The organism is Actinomyces urogenitalis (assembly GCF_002861525.1).
Classification (GTDB): Bacteria; Actinomycetota; Actinomycetes; order Actinomycetales; family Actinomycetaceae; genus Actinomyces; species Actinomyces urogenitalis.
In genome coordinates this window covers 19522-37510 of sequence record NZ_PKHA01000001.1, presented here as the reverse complement: position 1 = coordinate 37510, position 17989 = coordinate 19522, and the positions used below count along the sequence as shown (strand labels likewise).

Annotated in this window: 17 protein-coding genes, 1 tRNA gene and 1 pseudogene; 5 read left to right on the top strand and 14 right to left on the bottom strand. The window is 69.4% G+C overall.

The features are described from left to right. Positions 1-295 precede the first annotated feature (295 nt). Positions 296-511: pseudogene (locus tag CYJ26_RS11210) on the top strand (helix-turn-helix domain-containing protein); the annotation flags it as partial. Positions 512-593: 82 nt separating this feature from the next. On the opposite strand, the gene CYJ26_RS00175 reads toward CYJ26_RS11210, so the two are convergent. Beyond that, positions 594-665, bottom strand: a tRNA-Asn gene (locus CYJ26_RS00175). A 91-nt stretch (positions 666-756) separates the two neighbouring features. Continuing rightward, on the bottom strand, positions 757-1461 hold the full coding sequence (locus tag CYJ26_RS10900) for a hypothetical protein (RefSeq protein ID WP_048679083.1): 705 nt from the start codon (positions 1459-1461) through the stop codon (positions 757-759). A 220-nt stretch (positions 1462-1681) separates the two neighbouring features. On the opposite strand from CYJ26_RS10900, the gene CYJ26_RS00165 reads away from it, so the two are divergent. Then, complete coding sequence (locus tag CYJ26_RS00165) at positions 1682-2695, top strand: LacI family DNA-binding transcriptional regulator (protein ID WP_006549879.1); 1014 nt, start codon at positions 1682-1684, stop codon at positions 2693-2695. Between the two features lie 12 nt (positions 2696-2707). Here the strand turns inward: CYJ26_RS00165 and CYJ26_RS00160 are convergent, their stop codons facing one another. After that, positions 2708-3937 carry a glycerate kinase gene (locus CYJ26_RS00160; RefSeq protein WP_040319881.1) on the bottom strand — a complete coding sequence of 410 codons (1230 nt, stop codon included), beginning with the start codon at positions 3935-3937 and terminating at the stop codon, positions 2708-2710. A gap of 4 nt (positions 3938-3941) precedes the next feature. Continuing rightward, complete coding sequence (locus CYJ26_RS00155; RefSeq protein ID WP_101637752.1) at positions 3942-5339, bottom strand: M20/M25/M40 family metallo-hydrolase; 1398 nt, start codon at positions 5337-5339, stop codon at positions 3942-3944. Positions 5340-5379: 40 nt separating this feature from the next. Here CYJ26_RS00155 and CYJ26_RS00150 point away from each other — a divergent pair, with 40 nt between their 5' ends. Then, on the top strand, positions 5380-5988 hold the full coding sequence (locus CYJ26_RS00150; RefSeq protein ID WP_101637751.1) for a DUF3043 domain-containing protein: 609 nt from the start codon (positions 5380-5382) through the stop codon (positions 5986-5988). Between the two features lie 118 nt (positions 5989-6106). Next, positions 6107-7126, top strand: coding sequence for an aldo/keto reductase family protein (locus CYJ26_RS00145; protein ID WP_006549884.1), 1020 nt, complete (start codon positions 6107-6109; stop codon positions 7124-7126). Positions 7127-7177: 51 nt separating this feature from the next. Here the strand turns inward: CYJ26_RS00145 and CYJ26_RS00140 are convergent, their stop codons facing one another. Continuing rightward, positions 7178-8449: an MFS transporter gene (locus tag CYJ26_RS00140; RefSeq protein ID WP_244901976.1), complete on the bottom strand. Its 1272-nt coding sequence runs from the start codon at positions 8447-8449 to the stop codon at positions 7178-7180. 98 nt (positions 8450-8547) lie between these two features. Beyond that, positions 8548-9594 carry a quinone-dependent dihydroorotate dehydrogenase gene (locus CYJ26_RS00135; protein ID WP_101637749.1) on the bottom strand — a complete coding sequence of 349 codons (1047 nt, stop codon included), beginning with the start codon at positions 9592-9594 and terminating at the stop codon, positions 8548-8550. 89 nt (positions 9595-9683) lie between these two features. Between CYJ26_RS00135 and CYJ26_RS00130 the strand changes: the two genes are divergently transcribed. After that, positions 9684-10046, top strand: coding sequence for a DUF488 domain-containing protein (locus CYJ26_RS00130; RefSeq protein WP_006549887.1), 363 nt, complete (start codon positions 9684-9686; stop codon positions 10044-10046). Here CYJ26_RS00130 and CYJ26_RS00125 read toward each other — a convergent pair. The 8 genes from CYJ26_RS00125 to CYJ26_RS00090 all read right to left on the bottom strand — a co-directional run bounded on the left by CYJ26_RS00125 (position 10036) and on the right by CYJ26_RS00090 (position 17973). Beyond that, on the bottom strand, positions 10036-10470 hold the full coding sequence (locus CYJ26_RS00125) for a metal-sulfur cluster assembly factor (RefSeq protein WP_034236337.1): 435 nt from the start codon (positions 10468-10470) through the stop codon (positions 10036-10038). The genes CYJ26_RS00130 and CYJ26_RS00125 overlap by 11 nt on opposite strands. A gap of 72 nt (positions 10471-10542) precedes the next feature. Then, positions 10543-11025: a Fe-S cluster assembly sulfur transfer protein SufU gene (sufU, locus tag CYJ26_RS00120; protein ID WP_006549889.1), complete on the bottom strand. Its 483-nt coding sequence runs from the start codon at positions 11023-11025 to the stop codon at positions 10543-10545. A gap of 2 nt (positions 11026-11027) precedes the next feature. Continuing rightward, a complete protein-coding gene (locus CYJ26_RS00115; RefSeq protein WP_052039832.1) occupies positions 11028-12389 on the bottom strand; it encodes an aminotransferase class V-fold PLP-dependent enzyme in 1362 nt (453 codons plus the stop codon). A gap of 9 nt (positions 12390-12398) precedes the next feature. Continuing rightward, on the bottom strand, positions 12399-13148 hold the full coding sequence (sufC, locus tag CYJ26_RS00110; protein WP_101637748.1) for a Fe-S cluster assembly ATPase SufC: 750 nt from the start codon (positions 13146-13148) through the stop codon (positions 12399-12401). Between the two features lie 45 nt (positions 13149-13193). Then, complete coding sequence (sufD, locus tag CYJ26_RS00105) at positions 13194-14453, bottom strand: Fe-S cluster assembly protein SufD (protein ID WP_101637747.1); 1260 nt, start codon at positions 14451-14453, stop codon at positions 13194-13196. Positions 14454-14527: 74 nt separating this feature from the next. Beyond that, positions 14528-15967 carry a Fe-S cluster assembly protein SufB gene (gene sufB / locus CYJ26_RS00100; protein WP_034236341.1) on the bottom strand — a complete coding sequence of 480 codons (1440 nt, stop codon included), beginning with the start codon at positions 15965-15967 and terminating at the stop codon, positions 14528-14530. After that, positions 15964-16698 carry a helix-turn-helix transcriptional regulator gene (locus CYJ26_RS00095; RefSeq protein ID WP_034236342.1) on the bottom strand — a complete coding sequence of 245 codons (735 nt, stop codon included), beginning with the start codon at positions 16696-16698 and terminating at the stop codon, positions 15964-15966. Before CYJ26_RS00095 ends, sufB begins: the two co-directional genes overlap by 4 nt. 354 nt (positions 16699-17052) lie before the next feature. Next, the gene (locus CYJ26_RS00090) at positions 17053-17973 is read right to left on the bottom strand and encodes a glycoside hydrolase family protein (protein WP_101637746.1); all 921 of its coding nucleotides are present in this window, start codon (positions 17971-17973) and stop codon (positions 17053-17055) included. Positions 17974-17989: the final 16 nt, after the last annotated feature.

Genomic DNA, 17989 nt, shown 5'->3' with positions numbered 1-17989 from the left:
GCCAGGCGTCGCCCAGGACCCGCTCGGGTCATACGCCAGGCTACGTTTCCAGAGGGGGCGAGTCCCCCCCCTGCACGCACCAAAGCCCCACACGCCGCCCCATCTCCGTCGCCTCTTCCCGTCGCTTTAGGCCACACGCCAGCCCCAAACTGACGGTTCAGGGCCTCAACTGACGCAGCCATCAAACCCACCACCCCCACTGGAACGTGCATCCCCCGATGCGGACGTGCACACGTCATTGGTGCGTGCCCTAGCACTCCCCTAGAGACCGTCGCATTCGCCAAAGCACGCACCAATCACCCACCCCACGCCACAAAACCCCCACGCGCCACCGTCGTTCGGAGCCTGCTCCCCAAGGTGCCCAGAACCAACTTCAACCCCGACTATCCAGCACCAGCTCGGTGAGGCCATGGGCGTCAGTCGCGCAACAGTCAGCAACTACGAAACGGGCTTCTCCAGTAAGCCACGCAAGATCGTGCTCAACGTCTGGGCTATGGCTACAGGCGTGCCGATTCAGTGGATCGAGACCGGGACCGCGCCAGGAGCCGGAGACGACGGAAGCCCCGGCCGGTGGGGCCGGGGCTTCCGAGAAGCTCCTGCGGTTGGACTCGAACCAACAACCGTCCGATTAACAGTCGGATGCTCTGCCATTGAGCTACGCAGGAATCGCGCTTGGCGCGGAAAGAACTTTAGCAACCGTTCACGGCCGCGTCGAATCGGCACCTGAGGCTAAGACCGCCAGATTCCGCCATTTTCTCACGGTGTGGGCAGACCCACACCATCACGGACCTGACGAAGCAGGGCCTGAGCAGCCTCACGCTGCCCCGTATCCAGACTCTCGAGCGCCGGATCAAGCACCGCGTACAAGCTCCCGTCGCCACGGCGACGGATCGAGGCTGTCACGCGCAGCCCATCGGGCAGGGCCTGGCTGACGTAGTGGACAATGGCACGCTCAACCTGCTGTCTGACCACCCGCCCGAAGGCGGACTCGTCGACGTCCACACTCTCCCAGCCGCCGCCAGGCCTCCCCTGACGCAGGGCCGCCGGCACGCGCAGCAACCGTGCCCGCCTCTCATACAAGACATGAAACGAGAAGCAGCGCTCCTCGGCATCCCACCGCGCCCGAGTCACCTGGTCCCAGCCCGTCAGCCCGTCCCAGCACCATGGTTCCGCGGCGCCTGCGGCCTTAACCTCGGGCTCGGCCGCGGCAGCACCGCCCGCCGCGGCAGCACCACCGGCAGCCCCAACCTCGACCTCATCCCCGGCAGCACCGCCGGCCGCAGAGGCCTCCGCCGACCCGACCTCAACGCCCCGCAGACCGTCCTGGCACGCCACGAGCCAGCGCCGACCATCCGCCGAGACCGGTACAGCCGCAAGCAGACGAGATTCTGCCGCAACCTCCGCGACTACCTCAGCAGGCAGGGCAAGGTGAGAAGAGCGAGAACGACGCAGCCATGACATGGCCGCAGGCTACAGGCACCAGGCCCGCCCCGGCGCCCCCTCCCCCTGCTCACGACACCTATCTTGCATAGTCTTACATTAAGCCGTTACATTCATACATGACACGGGTCCGCCCCTGCCTCGATTCGACGGCGAGTCACGGCGCCCCGTCCGCGGTCCGTCTGCGTCGTTGTCATCTAACGCCGCACCACGAGCTGCACCGACTCGAAGGAGATTTGAGGTGCCTCAACGCATCACCTTGGCCAGTATTGCCGAGCAGGCTGGCGTCTCGACGGCGACCGTCTCCCGTGTCCTCAACGGCAAGTCCAACGTCGCTGAGGTCACCCGGCGTCAGGTGCTCGTGGCCCTGGACCTGCTGGGATATGAACGTCCCGAGGCCCTGCACCAGGCCTCACGCGGGCTGGTCGGGCTGATCGTGCCCGAGCTGTCCAACCCGATCTTCCCTATGTTCGCCCAGGAGATCGAGCAGCTGCTGGCTCCCAGCGGGCACACCCCACTGCTGTGTACCCAGAACCCTGGTGGCACCACCGAGGACGAGTACATCGAGATGCTCGTGGACCGTGGGGTCTCCGGCATCATCTTCGTCTCCGGCCGCCACGCCGACACCTCCAGCGACGTCACCCGTTACCAACGCCTGCGCGAGCGCGAGGTCCCCCTGGTCACGATCAACGGCAACGCCCCCACGATCAAGGCCCCCGGCTTCACCACGGACGACCGCACTGCCGCGCGCATGGCGGTGGACTACCTCATCAGTCTGGGCCACCGCCGAATCGGCCTGGCCATGGGCCCCTTGCGTATGGTCCCCGCCCAGCGCAAGCGCTCGGGCTACGAGGACGCCATGCGTGCCGGTCTGCCTGGCGAGCCCCTGCGGACCGTCGAGGCCCTGTACAGCTATGAGGGCGGCGCCGCAGGCGCCACCCGGCTGCTGGAGCAGGGGTGCACTGCCATCGTGTGCGGCTCGGACATCATGGCCCTCGGCGCCATTCAGGGTGTGCGTGCCGCAGGTCTGTCGGTCCCCGGCGACGTCTCGGTCATCGGCTACGACGACTCCCCGCTCATCCCCATGACCAACCCGCCGCTGACCACGGTGCGCCAGCCGGTGACTGCCATCGCCCGCTCGGCCGTGACAACCCTGCTGGCCGCGATCGCCGGCGAGGACGTCCCGGATGGGGAGATGTTCTTCTCCCCCGATCTCATTGTCCGCGGCTCCACGGGCCCGGCGCCCAAGGAGTAGCGAGGCCGCCGCCTAACGCGACCAGCTGCGGGCCAGGCGCGCGCCCATCTCCTCCAGCCGACGGCGCACTGCCTGCTCTCCCTCGCTGTGCCAGACGCCCATGGTGCCCGCCCCCATCTCCTCCAGGCTGTAGGAGGCGCTCACACCAGCCACTGCCAGCTCACCGCGCGGCACAAGAGCGCGGCCGCTGACCAGGGCTACCGGCAGCGCCCGCGCCGAGGCAGCCTGGCCCACGACGGCGGTCAGCGAGTCCGCCAGGACGTCGTAGACCTCTCCCGCTGCAGTCACGACGAGATCAGCGTCCTCCACCCTCGCCTCCAGGCCGAGCAGGTCCGCCATCACTCGCGTGCCGGGCATCGCCCGCGCGCCGAGCGCCTGGAGGAGGAGGGCAGCCCCACCGCCGGCCCCACTGCCCCATGAGGTGACGCTGAGCGTGCCCGGTGCGCTCCTTTCGGCTCCAACCACTGGCAGGACCCGGCGCACCGGCCCACCGACCCCGGAGCGTTCGGTCAGCTGCGTGAGGAGACTGCTGGCAGCCGCGCAGGCATCCCGGTCACGTTCCTGCGCCTGCTCGGCTCCCAGGGAGGTCACGGAGACCAGCCCCTGTCCGGCGCCAGACAGTCCGCCGAGCGGGACGTCGTCGGCCAGGGCGAGCAGGAGCCGCCGCTCCGCGAGCATCCGGGCGGCCTGCTCCACTCCCCCGAGCCCGTCGACGAGGCCCGCCCCACCGTCGTGGACACCGCTGCGCGCCAGGCCCACGACAAGCAGGTCGTCGGGTGCGCTCGCCCTCACGGCGGCAGCCAGCACCTGGCCGAGGCCGTAGGTGGTGCCCTCCATCGCCTCGCGCGCAGCCTCCTCGCGGTCCGCCGGCAAGGCCGTCAGGCGGGCTGCGTCCAGGAACCACGTGGTCCCGGAGCCCGACGACGGCGCAGCCGCGTCACTCGGTCTCTTTGCCTGCGGCGGGGCGAGCCTGAGCAGGTCCACCTCACGGACCTGGCCAAGCGGCCCGGAGGCCTGCACAGCCAGGCGGCCAGTGACCAGGGAAGAAGGAAAGACCGCAGCGCTGCCGGCAGCGCCGTCGGCCATCGGCAGGAGCGCCAGGCGGTCCTCGGGCCGCTGGCTGCGCCATCCCGCTGACAGGGCCTGGGCCACGGCGTGAGCAGGCAGGCCCGTCCCCGCCGTGGTCACAGGCACGCCCCCGGGCTCGGGATACATCCCACCCGGTGCAAGAAGGACGCGCACGCGCTCAGCCCTTGGCCGGCTCGTCCACGGCCCCGCCCAGCCGCGCCAGCAGGAGCGCCTCGGCGGTAACGATCTTCTCCAGGTCACCCAGGTGCATGGACTCGTCCTCGCTGTGGGCACGCGTGTCCGGGTCCTCGATGCCGGTCACCAGGACCTGAGCACCGGGGAAGGTCTCCTGGAGGGTGGAGATGAAGGGGATGGAGCCACCCTGGCCGATGTCCACGCAGTTCTCGCCGAAGGCCGTGGACAGCGCCCAGTGGGCCGCACGGCCGGCCGGGGTGTCCGAGGACCCGTCGAAGGCGGGACCGGCCTCGCCCTGGGAGACGGTCAGGCGCGCCCCGAAGGGCACCTGCTGCTTCAGGTAGGCCACGAGCGCGGCCTGGGCCGCGGCAGGGTCCTGGCCGGGTGCCAGACGCATTGAGATGCGGGCGGTGCAGGAGGGGGCCAGGACGTTGCCGGCCAGGTGGAGGGGCGTGACGTCCATGCCGATCACCGTGATCGTCGGCTTGGTCCACAGCCGGGCGGTGAGGTCCCCGGTACCGGCCAGCTCGACGCCGTCGAGCACGCCAGCGTCGGCGCGGAAGGCCTCCTCGGGGTACTCAGGGAAGTCAGGAGCAGCCTGGGCACGGGAGACCAGCCCCGGCACGGCGACGTCGCCCGCCTCGTCGTGCAAGGTGGCCACCAGGCGGCACATGGAGGTCACGGCGTCGAGCACCGGGCCGCCGTACTGTCCCGAGTGCAGGGCGTGGTCGAGGACGTCCAGCCGGGCGTCGACCTGGACCACGCCGCGCAGCGAGGTGGTCAGCGCCGGCACACCGACCTTCCAGTTGGAGGAGTCGGCCACGACGATGACGTCAGCCTCCAGACGGTCGCGGTAGGCAGCCAGCAGGTTCTCGAAGGAGGGCGAGCCGACCTCTTCCTCCCCCTCGATGAAGACGGTGACCGAGCAGGGAAGGCCCCCGAGGAGCTCGTCCAGCACCCGCAGGGCGTGGACGTGGGAGATGACGCCGGCGCCGTCGTCGGCCGTACCGCGTCCGAACAGGCGGTCGCCGCGGCGCTCGGCAGTGAAGGGATCAGCCTGGGCCCAGGCGCCGGGGTCGCCCACGGGCTGGACGTCGTGGTGGGAGTAGAGCAGCACGCGCGGGGAGCCTGCGGGCCCCTCGCGGTGGGCGAGCACCGCCGGACGGCCAGGCACGCCGTCCGGCCCGTCGACGCTCACGACCTCGGCCTCCAGCCCCACGCCCCGCAGCAGGCCGGCCACGTGCTCGGCCGAGCGCGCCACCTCCGCCTGGTCGTGGCTGGAGGCCGAGACCGAGGGGATGGCGACGAGGTCGACCAGGTCGGCCACGACGTCGTCGAAGGAGCGGTGGACGGATGCGCGTACGGCGTCGACTGAGATCATGGTTTTCAGCGTAGCGCGACCGAGCCGGTAACCTAGCGGCGTGAGTCTGTTCAAGAAGGAGAAGGCCGCCGAGCCCGCGCCGGAGGCCGAGAGCACCAAGCCCGGTGGCAAGGGACGTCCCACGCCCAAGCGCAAGGACGCGCAGGCCCGTGGCGTCCACCCCGTGGTCCCCACCGACCGCAAGGCCGCCAAGCGTGAGGCCCGCGCCAAGCAGGATGAGGCCTGGGAGCGCCAGCGCCGCGCCATGGTCACCGGGGACGACCGCTACCTGCCGGTGCGGGACAAGGGACCGATCAAGCGCTACATCCGCGACTACGTGGACGCCCGCTTCAGCGTCGGCGAGCTCTTCCTGCCCTCGACGATCATCCTGCTGCTCGTGGTCATCGGCTTCCAGGCGGTCTCACGCTCGGCGCAGGCGGCTGTGGGCACCTTCTACCTCATGCTCTTCATCTACGGTCTCTTCCTCATCGCGATCGTGGACGCGGTCATCTGCTGGCGTCTGGTTCGCAAGCGCCTCATCGCCAAGTTCGGCGAGGCTCGCGTCAAGGAGCAGGGTGTCATCTTCTGGTACGTCTTCTCCCGCTGCTTCAACCTGCGGCGCTGGCGTCAGCCGGTTCCTCAGGTGGGACGCCGCGAGTACCCCTCCTGAGCCCGCTCCGCCTCGTTTCCCGGCCCGGTTCTCCGCCGACAGCGGAAGCCGGGCCGACGACGTCCCTGGCCCTGTGACCGAGGACTCGCCCCGGCGCCTGCTCCCCTAGGCTGGAGCCATGGTTGCTTACCGTCATCTTGGCAGCTCCGGCCTTCGCGTCACGGAGATCACCTACGGAAACTGGCTCACCCACGGCTCGCAGGTCGAGGCTGACACGGCGACGCAGTGCGTCCACACGGCCCTGGACCTGGGCATCACGACCTTCGACACCGCCGACACCTACGCCAACACCAAGGCCGAGGAGGTATTGGGCAAGGCGCTGGCCGGCACGCGCCGTGACGGCGTGGAGATCTTCACCAAGGTCTACTTCCCGATCCAGGACAAGGGCGCTAACGACTCCGGGTTGTCGCGCAAGCACATCCTGCGCGGCATCGAGGGGTCGCTCAAGCGCCTGGGCACCGACTACGTGGACCTCCTCCAGGCCCACCGCTACGACGACGCCACGCCGCTGGAGGAGACCATGCAGGCCTTCGCCGACGTCGTGCGCTCGGGCAAGGCCCTGTACATCGGCGTCTCGGAGTGGACCGCCGAGCAGATCCGGGCCGGTCAGGAGCTGGCCACCCAGATGGGATTCCGCCTGGTGTCCAACCAGCCGCAGTACTCGATGCTGTGGCGTGTCATCGAGGACAAGGTCGTGCCCACCTCCGAGGAGCTCGGCATGGGCCAGGTCGTGTGGTCCCCGATGGCTGAGGGCGTGCTGTCCGGCAAGTACCTACCCGGTCAGCAGCCTCCGGCAGGCTCGCGCGCCACGGACGAGCGTGGCGGCAAGGACATGATCGCGGGATGGATGCGCGACGAGGTCCTCACCGCGGTCCAGAGCCTGCGTCCGATCGCTGACGAGGCAGGCCTGACCATGCCGCAGCTGGCGATCGCGTGGGTCCTGCAGAACCCGAACGTCTCGGCCGCCCTGGTGGGCGCCTCCCGGCCCCAGCAGCTGGAGGAGAACGTCAAGGCCTCGGGCGTGCGCCTGGACGCGGACATGATGGCCGCGATCGACCAGGCCCTGGGCGACGTCGTCGAGCGTGACCCGGCGCTCACCCGCTCCCCCTCACGCAAGGCTGACGAGGAGCTGCGCTGACCTGTGACGCGAGCGGGTAGCTTTGCGCACGAGCGAGGAGCCTGGCGTTCTTCACTCGGAGGCAAAGCTACCCGTTCGGCCCGTCAACGCCTGCGCTGCGGCCAGAGCGAGTATGACCGCACCGGCTGCCACAGCCGGCAGGTTGGCGTAGTGGAGGTTGGCCCCGAGCGCACCCGTGGCCACCGAGCCGAGGGAGACCCCCAGGACGTTGCAAGTAGCAGCCACAGTCATCAGGCTCGTGACCCGTCCGGATACAGCCACCGCCTCGATACGCGTGTAGGAGGTTGCCAGGACCGTGCCCACGCCCGCTCCCATGATGAGGATCATCGCCAGGGTCAGCGGCGTGCCGGGAACCGCCGTGAGGACGGACGAGCAGATGAGCACCAGAAGGCCACCCAGAGCCGTCCTCGCGAGGACGCCGGTGCGCAAGGAGGGCGCCACCATGCCGGCCAGCGCCGAGGTGATCCCCATCGAGCCGTAGATCGGGCCGGTCAGCCCTGGGGTCCCGTGAGCCGTGTGCACGGCGGTCAGCGCCGTCTGGGTGGCGCCAAAGACCACGCCCACAGCACCGATCGTGAGCAGTACCGGTGCCAGCGCCACCCACGGCGTACGCGCCTGCGCCTGCGTGGAACCGGCCCCGCCGTCGTGGTGCGGACGAGACAGCGCCGGGCGGCGGGCGAGCCACAGGGCGAAGGCTCCTTCACCCAGCACGGTGAGGACCAGCAGGGACAGGGCCGCCCCCTCGGCCCCGAGCAGCGTCACCAGCGCCCCGGCCGCGACCGGCCCGACGACGAAGCTCGTCTCATCCGCGGCCGTCTCGAAGCCCAGGCCGAGCCGGATCGTCCGCAGGGCACGAGCAGGTACGGCGTCCGCACGAGCAATGGCCGACCAGCATGCACGCGCAATCGAGCCTGCCTGAGGGTTCGCACATCCGAGGAGTGCCGCGAAGATGAGAATGAGGGCACTTGACAGGTCCGCATACAAACAGGCGAGTACCCCGGCCAGAGCCAGTGACTGCACCACGAGGGCGCAGGCGAGCACACGCACCGCACCAATCCGGTCCACGAGGCGGCCGACGAGTGGCGCCCCAGCGGCAGTCCCCAGGCCCACGGCCGCGACTGTCGAGCCGGCCAGGGCCAGGCCTCGGCCGGAGGCGGAGACGATGAGGAGCATGCCCAGCTGGTTCATGGCCGCTGGCAGCCGGCCCAGAAACCCCAGGGCAAGGAAGGAGCCACCGGCAGCCTGCACGAGAGCACGCAGGGGCCGGTCGGGTGCAGGCGGCTGCGCGCCGGGCACCTGAGAGGAGGGGGCTGAATGAGTCACTGGTGTTCCCGGGGTCGACGACGTCGGACTACCAGCCCGACCTCACAGGTAGCCTCGTCTCCCACTCATGCGCCGTGGCGCGCGGCCATGGTAACCGTTCAGCGCGGGCGGCGCATGGTCGCCAGCGCCCGGTTGATACGGCCCGGCCACGCCGGACCGTTGTAGATGAAGGCGGTGTAGGCCTGGAGCAGGTCCGCACCGGCGTCGAGCATGAGCTCAGCGTCCATGATGGAGGAGATCCCACCCACGCCGATAATCGTTGGCCCTTCGCCCAGGCGCGCGCGCAGCCGGCGCACGACCTCCAGGGAGCGCGGAAGCAGCGGCGCCCCGGACAGGCCTCCCTCCCCCAGGTCGTGGTCGATGGTGGTGTTGGTGGCTACCACGCCGTCCAGGCCCATGTCGGTGACAAGGTCAGCGACGGCGTCGACGTCCTCGTCGGCCAGGTCCGGGGCGATCTTGACCAGGAGGGGCACGTGACGGTGAGCGGCAGCGTCACCGGCCTCCCGCACGGCCTCAAGGATCGGCCGCAGGGACTCCACGTTCTGCAGGTCGCGCAGGCCGGGAGTGTTGGGGCTGGAGACGTTGACCACGAGGTAGTCGGCCCAGCGGGCCACCGCGGCCGCGGAGTAGCGGTAGTCCTCGACGGCGTCCTCCAGCGGGACCACCTTGGTCTTGCCGATGTTGGCTCCCACGACGATGCTGCGCCCACGCACCGTCGAGCGCAGCTCGCGCAGGCGGCGAGCGGCCTCGTCCGCGCCAGAGTTGTTGAAGCCCATCCTGTTGCGCACGGCTCGCGTAGCCGGGTAGCGCCACATGCGGGGCTTGTCGTTGCCAGGCTGGGCCTGCGCGGTGAAGGTGCCGACCTCGATGAAGCCGAAGCCGAGGGCGTCCATGCCCACCACGGCCTCGCCCTCCTTGTCCATCCCGGCTGCCAGTCCCAGCACGCCGGGAACCGGGCGGGCGAAGGGCCCTCCCTGACCGGCAGAGGGCACGGGGATCGCGGGCCGGCGTCCCCAGGCCTGGCGCACGACGTCCCGCACGAAGGGCAGGCGACCGGTGAGCGCGACGCCCTTGACGCAGACGTCGTGGATAACCTCGGGGTCAATGCGTGTCAGGACGGTCTTGTACAGCAGGTCGTAGAGCACGGGGTCAGGATACCGGGGGCCACGAGGCTCATGCGTTACGCCGGTGGGATACTGGCACGGCCACGAGTGAAGAGAGGCGAGAGACCGTCATGAGCCTGGACGTCGTGCTCAAGTCCGTCCGTGAGGAACCCAGCGCCGAGGACGGGTACCGGGTGCTGGTGGACCGGTTGTGGCCGCGAGGGGTGTCCAAGGAGCGCGCAGCACTGGACGAGTGGTGTCAGGAGATCGCTCCGTCTGGCGAGCTGCGTCGCGGCTTCCACCACGGCGAGATCAGCTGGGAGGAGTTCCAGGCGCGTTACCGCGCCGAGCTGGCCCAGCCCGAGCGTGCCGAGGCTGTGGCACACCTACGCGGCCTGGCCGAACGCGGACGCCTCACCCTCCTGTACGGCACGAGGAACGGAAACCAGCGCTCCAACGCGCCGGTGCTGCGCGAGGTACTCCTCAGACGTTGAAGCCCAGCGCCCGCAGCTGCTCGCGCCCCTCGGGCGTGATCTTGTCCGGGCCCCACGGCGGCAGCCACACCCACTGGATGCGGACCTTGTCCACGATGTAGGCCAGGGCCTGGGACGCCTGCTCCTCAATGACGTCGGTCAGCGGGCAGGCTGCCGTCGTCAGCGTCATGTCCAGCACCACGGTGCCGTCGGGCTCGATGGCGATGCCGTAGAGCAGACCGAGGTCGACGACGTTGATGCCCAGCTCCGGGTCGATGACGTCGCGCAGGGCTTCCTCGATCGCGGCGACGTCGACGTCGGAGAGCTGGGCGGGGGCGTGCTGGGCCGCCATGGGGTTGTCGGCCGGGCCGGCAGGTGCGGTGGTAGCCGGGCTGCCGGCCGGGTTCTCGGCTCCGGGCGCCGGGGCGCCGGTGGGCTCGCTCATGCGGTCTCCTTGAGGTTGTCAGGACCGATCCGGTCCTCGTCAGTCAGTGGTGAGGGCAGGTGAGGGGACGCCTCAGCTGGCCGGTGCGCCGTCGGCCTCCACCTGCGGAAGGACGACGCCGGAGCGCGCCAGGGCGTCCTTGAGGGCCATCCACCCCAGCAGCGCGCACTTGACGCGGTTGGGGTACTTCGAGACCCCCTCGAAGGCCGCCCCGTCCTCCAGGGCGTCGAGCACGGCCTCGTCCACGCCCTTGCCGCGTGAGTGCATGAGGGCGTCGAAGTCCGCCTCCAGGCGGGCGACCGTCTCTAGGTCCGCACCGTCGACCAGGTCGTGCATGACCGAGATCGAGGCCTGGGAGATAGAGCAGCCCTCCCCCTGCCAGCCGACGGCCGCGATGGTGCCGTCCTGGACCTTGACGTCAAGAGTCACCTCGTCCCCGCAGGTGGGGTTGACCTGGTGGGACTGGCCGTCAGGGGCGTCGAGCGCGCCCGCGCCGTGGCGCTCACGCGAGTGGTCGAGGATGACCTGCTGGTAGAGCTGGTCGAGGTCGTTCATGCTCACCTGCCAAAGTAGGAACGGACGGAGGCGACCGCCTCGAGGAAGCGGTCAACCTCCTGGGGCGTGGTGGTCGGCCCGAAGGATACGCGCGAGGAGGCGTGCACCCCGAAGTGGGCGTGGATGGGCTGGGCGCAGTGGTGGCCGGTGCGCACAGCGACCCCGGCAGCATCGAGCACCTGGCCGACGTCATGAGGGTGGACGCCATCGACGACGAAGGGCACCACGCCGAGCCGGTCGCGGGTATCGGTCGGCCCGAGCACGCGCACGCCGGCCACGCCCGTCAGGCCGTCCAGAAGACGCCCAGTCAGCACCTGCTCACCGGCGTGCAGACGGTCCAGGCCCAGCCGTGACAGGTAGCCCACCGCCGTCGTCCACGCCGCGGCCTGGGCCAGCGGCTGGCTGCCGGCCTCGAAGCGGGCGGGACCGGTCATGTAGGTCGAGGACTCCATGGAGACGACCTCGATCATCGAGCCCCCGGTGAGCACCGGTGGCATCGCCTCCGTCAGCTCCTCGGTGGCCACCAGCGCGCCGATGCCGGTCGGCCCGAGCATCTTGTGGCTGGACAGGACCATCGCGTCCACACCGGCAGCGGACAGCGCCGCGAAGTCCAGCGGGAGGTGGGCCCCGGACTGGCAGGTGTCCAGCAGGACGAGGGCACCGACTGCCTTGGCTGCCGGCAGGATCACATCCAGCGGGGTGAGCGCTCCGATGACGTTGGAGGCGTGGGCCACAGCCACCACGCGGGTGCGCTCGGTGATGACGTCCACCGTGCCGGGATCGATCCGGCCCTCGGGGGTCAGGTCCAGCCACCGCAGAGTGGCACCCGTGCGCGCCGCCAGCTCCTGCCAGGGCACGAGGTTGGCGTGGTGCTCCGCGCGCGAGACGACGATCTCGTCGCCCTGGCCCAGGCGGAGCCTGGCCGAGGGGTCATGAGCATCCGCTGCCGCGCCCCCGCGCCCGGCCGGGCGTCCCAGGCTCGCGTGCCCGATCGCCAGGGCCACGAGGTTGACTGCCTCGGTGGCGTTCTTGGTGAAGACCACCTGACTGGCCCGCGCTCCCACGAAGGCGCCGACCGCCTCGTGAGCCTCCTCCCAGGCGGCAGTCGCCTCATCGGCGATCTGGTAGGTCGAGCGGCCCGCGGCGCCGTTGGACATCCGCAGGAACTCGGCCTCACGAGCGATGACGCAGGCTGGCTTCTGGCTGGTGGCTGCCCAGTCGAGATAGGCCAGCTGCCCGCCCGAGCGCGCGGGACGCGCCAGGTACGGGAAGTCCGCACGGACGGCGGCGAGCTCGTCCGCGCTCAGCGGCTGCGGCGGCCTCGCCTGCGCGGCAGACGGGACGGAGGATGCAGGGTCAGTCATGAGGGTGCCTCACTTGAGGAAGCGGTCGTAGCCCTCGTTCTCCAGGCGCTCGGCCAGGTCCGGGCCACCTTCCTCGGCCACGTGCCCGTCAACGAAGACGTGGACGTGGCTGGGCTTGATGTAGCGCAGGATCCGCGTGTAGTGCGTGATGAGGAGGAAGCCGGCGTCGGAGGAGTCGTGCAGGCGGTTGACGCCCTCGGAGACGATGCGCAGCGCGTCCACGTCCAGGCCGGAGTCGGTCTCGTCCAGGACGGCGAACCGGGGCTTCAAGAGCTCCATCTGGAGGATCTCGAAGCGCTTCTTCTCGCCTCCCGAGAAGCCGGCGTTGACGTCACGCTCGTTGAAAGCAGGGTCCATGCGCAGCTTCTCCATCGCGCCGGCTACCTCGCTGACCCACTGGCGGACCTTGGGGGCCTGGCCGTCGATGGCGGTTTTGGCGGTGCGCAGGAAGTTGGCCACGGACACGCCGGGGACCTCAACCGGGTACTGCATGGCCAGGAACAGGCCGGCGCGAGCGCGCTCGTCCACGCTCATGTCCAGCAGGTTGACGCCGTCGAGCAGGACCTCACCGTCGGTGACCTCGTAGTCGGGGTGACCGGCGATGGAGTAGGCCAGGGTGGACTTGCCCGAGCCGTTGGGGCCCATGATGGCGTGGACCTCGCCGGAGTCAACCGTGAGGTCGACGCCCTTGAGGATGGGCTTGGGGCCGTCGTTGGTGGCGACCTGGACGTGGAGGTTCTTGATCTGCAGGGTACTCATGCTCGTGTGCTCTTCTGTTGCGGGTACGGGGTGGTCAGGTGCGGCTCAGGCGGTGGGAGCCTGCTCGCGGGCGGCGATGACGCCGGTGAGCTCCAGCTCCTTCTCGATGGCGCCCATGAGGGTCTCCTCGATCTCAGGCACGCCGATCTCGGCGACGATCTCGTTGAAGAAGCCGAGCACCACCAGGCGCCGGGCCTCAGCCTCGGGGATGCCGCGGGCACGCAGGTAGAACAGCTGGTGGTCGTCGAAGCGCCCGGTGGCCGAGGCATGGCCGGCGCCCTCGATGTTGCCGTTCTCGATCTCCAGGTTGGGGATCGAGTCCGCCTTGGCGCCCTCGGTGAGCACCAGGTTGCGGTTGAGCTCGTAGGTGTCCGTGCCGCGGGCGGCGGCGCCGATGAGGCAGTCCCCCACCCATACGGCGTGGGCATTCTCGCCCTGCAGCGCGCCCTTGTAGGTCACGCGGGAGTAGCAGTGCGGCTCGGTGTGGGCCACGTAGGGGCGGTGCTCCTGGTGCTGGCCGGCGTCGGTGAAGTAGACGCCGTAGGCCTCGGTACGCCCGCCCTCGCCAGCGAAGCCGAGGTCGGAGGAGATGCGCACGTCTCCTCCCAGGCTCACGACGACGTGCTTGAGGGTGCCACGCCCCTCCACGCGCACGCGGTGGTTGGAGGCGTGGACGGCGGCGTCGTCCCAGTTCTGGATGGTGACGAGGGTCAGCTCGGCCTCGGGAGCGACGACAACCTCTACCCCCTGCGTGTAGGCGGCAGTGCCGGTGTGATCCAGGACCACGGTGCCGCGGCTGCCCTTCTGGGCGGTGATGAGCAGGTGGCCGGCAGCGGGGTGGGCGAAGCCCTCTTCGCCGGGGACCTCGTGGCCCGTCACGCTCACGCGCACGGCGCGCTCGAGCTGGGCGCCAGCCTGGAGGGTGACGGCGGTGGCGGTCTCGAACGCCACCCAGGCGACGACGCCGGTGCGGTCCACCGGGGCGCCGACGGTCCCCAGGCGCTCGTCGGTGCGTTCCAGGCTCTCCACGTCCACGCCCTGCGGGGCGTCGACGGCGACGGTGACCGAGTCCGTCGCGCTTCCGGCACGCACGGCCTCCAGGCCGAACAGCGGGCGGAAACGCTTCATGGGCGTGAAGCGCCATTCCTCCTCGCGCCCGCGTGGCACCGGGATGTCAGCCGGGTCGAAGGAGGTAGGGCGGTCCGCACGCGAGGCGACGTAGCGCCCCTGAGGCGCTGCGGCGCGCCCGTGAGAGTGGGCGCCGTCCAGGCTCGCCTGGGAGTGGTCAGTGGACAGGTCGGGCATGAGGTGCTCCTGTGCCGGGTACCCGGCGGATCGAGTGGAAGGTGGTGTGCGTGGGGCGGGCTGCGCCGTCGGCCTCAGCCGACGGAGTTCTCCATCTGCAGCTCGATGAGGCGGTTGAGCTCCAGGGCGTACTCCATGGGCAGCTCGCGGGCGATAGGCTCGACGAAGCCGCGCACGATCGTGGCCATGGCCTCGGTCTCGGTCAGCCCGCGCTGCATGAGGTAGAAGAGCTGGTCCGCGCTCACCTTGGACACGGTGGCCTCGTGGCCCATCTCGACGTCGTCGGTACGCACGTCGACGTAGGGGTAGGTGTCCGAGCGCGAGATCTCGTCGACCAGCAGGGCGTCGCACAGCACGTTGGACTTGGAGTGCCGGGCGTTCTTCATGATCTGGACCAGGCCTCGGTAGCCCGAGCGCCCGCCGTGGCGGGCCACGGACTTAGAGACGATGTGGCTGGAGGTGTAGGGCGCCATGTGGACCATCTTGGCGCCGGTGTCCTGGTGCTGGCCCTCGCTGGCGAAGGCGATGGACAGGGCCTCACCGCGGGCGTGGGGGCCCATGAGGTAGACGGCCGGGTACTTCATGTTGCGCTTGGAGCCGATGTTGCCGTCCACCCACTCCATGGTGGCGCCCTCGGCGCAGGTGGCGCGCTGGGTCACCAGGTTCCACACGTTATTGGACCAGTTCTGGATGGTCGTGTACCGCACGCGGGCGTTCTTCTTGACCACGATCTCCACGATCGCTGAGTGCAGGGAGTCGGTGGAGTAGATGGGGGCGGTACAGCCCTCGACGTAGTGGACGTAGGAGTCCTCGTCGGCGATGATGAGCGTGCGCTCGAACTGGCCCATGTTCTCGGTGTTGATCCGGAAGTAGGCCTGCAGCGGGATCTCGACGTGGACGCCCTTGGGCACGTAGATGAAGGAGCCGCCGGACCACACCGCGGTGTTGAGGGCGGCGAACTTGTTGTCACCAGCCGGCACCACCGAGCCGAAGTACTCCTGGACCAGCTCGGGGTACTCGCGCACCGCGGTGTCGGTGTCGACGAAGATGACGCCCTGCTTCTCCAGGTCCTCACGGATCTGGTGGTAGACGACCTCCGACTCGTACTGGGCCGCCACGCCCGCCACCAGCCGCTCGCGCTCGGCCTCGGGGATGCCGATGCGGTCATAGGTGGAGCGGATGTCGTCGGGCAGGTCGTCCCAGGAGCTCGCCGGCTTGTCAGTGGAGCGCACGTAGTACTTCACCGAGTCCATGTCCAGCTCGGACAGGTCCACGCCCCAGGTGGGCATGGGCTTGCGCTCGAAGATCTCGTAGGCCTTGAGGCGCTTGGCCAGCATCCACTCGGGCTCGCCCTTGATGGCGGAGATCTCCCGCACGACCTGCTCGTCAAGACCGCGCTTGGCGTTGGCACCAGCCTCGTCAGAGTCGTGCCAGCCAAAGTCGTACTGCGTCGAGATCGAGTCGATGATCTCGTCGTCGGAGACGCGAGGCTTGTCGGTGCTCGGTGATGTCATCGGGTTCCTTCCGTTCGCTGGGCCCGTGGGCTTCGCGTGTCTGCTGCTGCTCGTACCGTGCGCTTGCGCAGGACGGGCATCGCGATGGGGACGTGCGTGGTGCACACGTGGTCGCCGCCGGCGAGGGTAGCCAGACGCTGCACCGGGACTCCAATAAGGCGGGCGATGGCCTGGGTCTCGGCCTCGCACAGCTCGCCGAACTGTCCAGCGACGTCACGCACCGGGCAGTGGCCCTGGCACAGCTGGACGGCATAGGAACCGTCTCCCACGTCGCGGACGGTGGCGGCGTAGCCGTCCAGGGTCAGGGCGTCCGCCAGGGCGCGAGCGCGGTCCGAGGGATCCTTGCCGGCGGCCTCGACCACCGGCATGTAGCGGCGTTCCAGGTCGCGTCCGCGCACGGCCGCAAAGGAGTCGATCGCCTTGTCCCCGGCGACCTGCTGGAGGTAGGACAGGGCTCGCGTGGCGATGTCGGAGTAGCCCTCGGCGAAGCTCGTCCTCGCTTTCGAGGTGGCCACGTAGTGGCGAGCCGGACGGCCACGCCCTCGCTTGCCGCAGGCAGCGGCCGCGTGGACCTGGATCTCTCCGCTCTCCTCCAGGGCAGTGAGGTGGCGACGCACCGCCGCAGGCGTCAGGTCCAGGACCCTGGCCAGCTGAGCTGCGGAGACCGGCCCCTTCTCGACGATGAGGTCAAGGACCCGGGCCCGGGTCGAGTCGTCGTCGACCGTGCTCATGACCTCTCCTCTCCTCCTCGGGCGGCGCACCTAGGCCGGACGGCCTACGCACTGTCCTACTTTAACCAAGATCAGCCTTCCGATATTCCCAGGACGCGAGGATCGGTCAATCTCGGTAAGTGGGATCCAGCACGCATACCGGTCAGAGGAGTGGCCTATGCCGGGCCCAGCACGGTGACGACGGCGCACGGCGCCGGTCGGATCGTTTCTTGCACTGGCTGCGTTTCCGGCAGACGCACGACGCTCGATGGGGGTGGGAGCGAACCTCATTGGTTCGCTCCCACCCCCATCGAGCGGTCACATCGGGCATGGCCCCATCGGAGCACTACCCGAGCGCGCCGAGGCCGCTTGGCGTCAGCGCACTGGAGCCTGAGACAGCTGCACCTCGTTCCATGGCAACGGGTCCGGGATCACTCCGCGGAAGACGCCGTCCTCTCCGTCATCAAAGCCGGTGAAAGCCCACTGTCCGTCTGCCATGTCAAAGACCTGGCCGGCGTACAGGTGCGTAGGCTCGACATAGCGGGCATTGTCCACATCCCACGGCCCCAAGGGCCCCTCCCCCTCGGCGACCCACACCGTTCCGTCGCACGCAGCGGCCTGCATGTCACGCCCACAGGAGAAGACCAGCAGGTGCTTGCCGTCCACGAAGCGCGACTGACTGACCTCAAGCTGACCGAACTGGCTGGGCTCAGTCAGAGGCTCGAGCACCTCCCAGTGGTCCAGGTCATCAGACACGGCATGGCCGATCACACCGGCGTGCAAACGATCCACACCGGCACGGCGCGCCGTGACCAGCATGTGCCAGCGCCCCTCGTGTTGGAAGACATAGGGGTCCCGCCACGGCTCGTCCCACGGGTAGGAAGGGTTCCACTTCTCGTACCAGCGTCCGTCAGCCTCCACAGGCTCGGCGCAGGCGCGGGTGAAGGTCACCCCGTCCTGGGAGTCAGCCCAGCCAACTCGCTGAACCATCCCTCCTTCGCGACGGGAGATGCCGGTGTAGAAGAGACGGATCGTGCCGTCATCCTTGACGACGGCCGAGCCGGTCCAGGTCGCCTGGTCATCGAAGGCAGGGCCATCAGAGTGAACCAGGGCATCGGGCAGCAGGGTCCAGTTGCGAGCATCTGAGGACACCGCGTGCCCAATCGATGCCCGCCAGTGACGCCGGTCCGGGTTGTGCAGCGCCTTCGACGCACGCAGAAAGAACAGGTGGTACAGGTCTGCGCGACGAGCGATCCAGTGGTCCCACATCCAGTGGTCAGCAAGGCTGAAGGCCATCTCGGTCTCCTTATCC

What these genes read in the sequence shown, in the direction of transcription:
- sufB (WP_034236341.1), bottom strand. Translation starts at nt 15,967, where the DNA reads ATGACATCACCGAGCACCGACAAGCCTCGCGTCTCCGACGACGAGATC.
- CYJ26_RS00145 (WP_006549884.1), top strand. Translation starts at nt 6,107, where the DNA reads ATGGTTGCTTACCGTCATCTTGGCAGCTCCGGCCTTCGCGTCACGGAG.
- CYJ26_RS00095 (WP_034236342.1), bottom strand. Translation starts at nt 16,698, where the DNA reads ATGAGCACGGTCGACGACGACTCGACCCGGGCCCGGGTCCTTGACCTC.
- sufU (WP_006549889.1), bottom strand. Translation starts at nt 11,025, where the DNA reads ATGAACGACCTCGACCAGCTCTACCAGCAGGTCATCCTCGACCACTCG.
- sufD (WP_101637747.1), bottom strand. Translation starts at nt 14,453, where the DNA reads ATGCCCGACCTGTCCACTGACCACTCCCAGGCGAGCCTGGACGGCGCC.
- CYJ26_RS00115 (WP_052039832.1), bottom strand. Translation starts at nt 12,389, where the DNA reads ATGACTGACCCTGCATCCTCCGTCCCGTCTGCCGCGCAGGCGAGGCCG.
- CYJ26_RS00130 (WP_006549887.1), top strand. Translation starts at nt 9,684, where the DNA reads ATGAGCCTGGACGTCGTGCTCAAGTCCGTCCGTGAGGAACCCAGCGCC.
- CYJ26_RS00090 (WP_101637746.1), bottom strand. Translation starts at nt 17,973, where the DNA reads ATGGCCTTCAGCCTTGCTGACCACTGGATGTGGGACCACTGGATCGCT.
- CYJ26_RS00155 (WP_101637752.1), bottom strand. Translation starts at nt 5,339, where the DNA reads ATGATCTCAGTCGACGCCGTACGCGCATCCGTCCACCGCTCCTTCGAC.
- CYJ26_RS00125 (WP_034236337.1), bottom strand. Translation starts at nt 10,470, where the DNA reads ATGAGCGAGCCCACCGGCGCCCCGGCGCCCGGAGCCGAGAACCCGGCC.
- CYJ26_RS10900 (WP_048679083.1), bottom strand. Translation starts at nt 1,461, where the DNA reads ATGTCATGGCTGCGTCGTTCTCGCTCTTCTCACCTTGCCCTGCCTGCT.
- sufC (WP_101637748.1), bottom strand. Translation starts at nt 13,148, where the DNA reads ATGAGTACCCTGCAGATCAAGAACCTCCACGTCCAGGTCGCCACCAAC.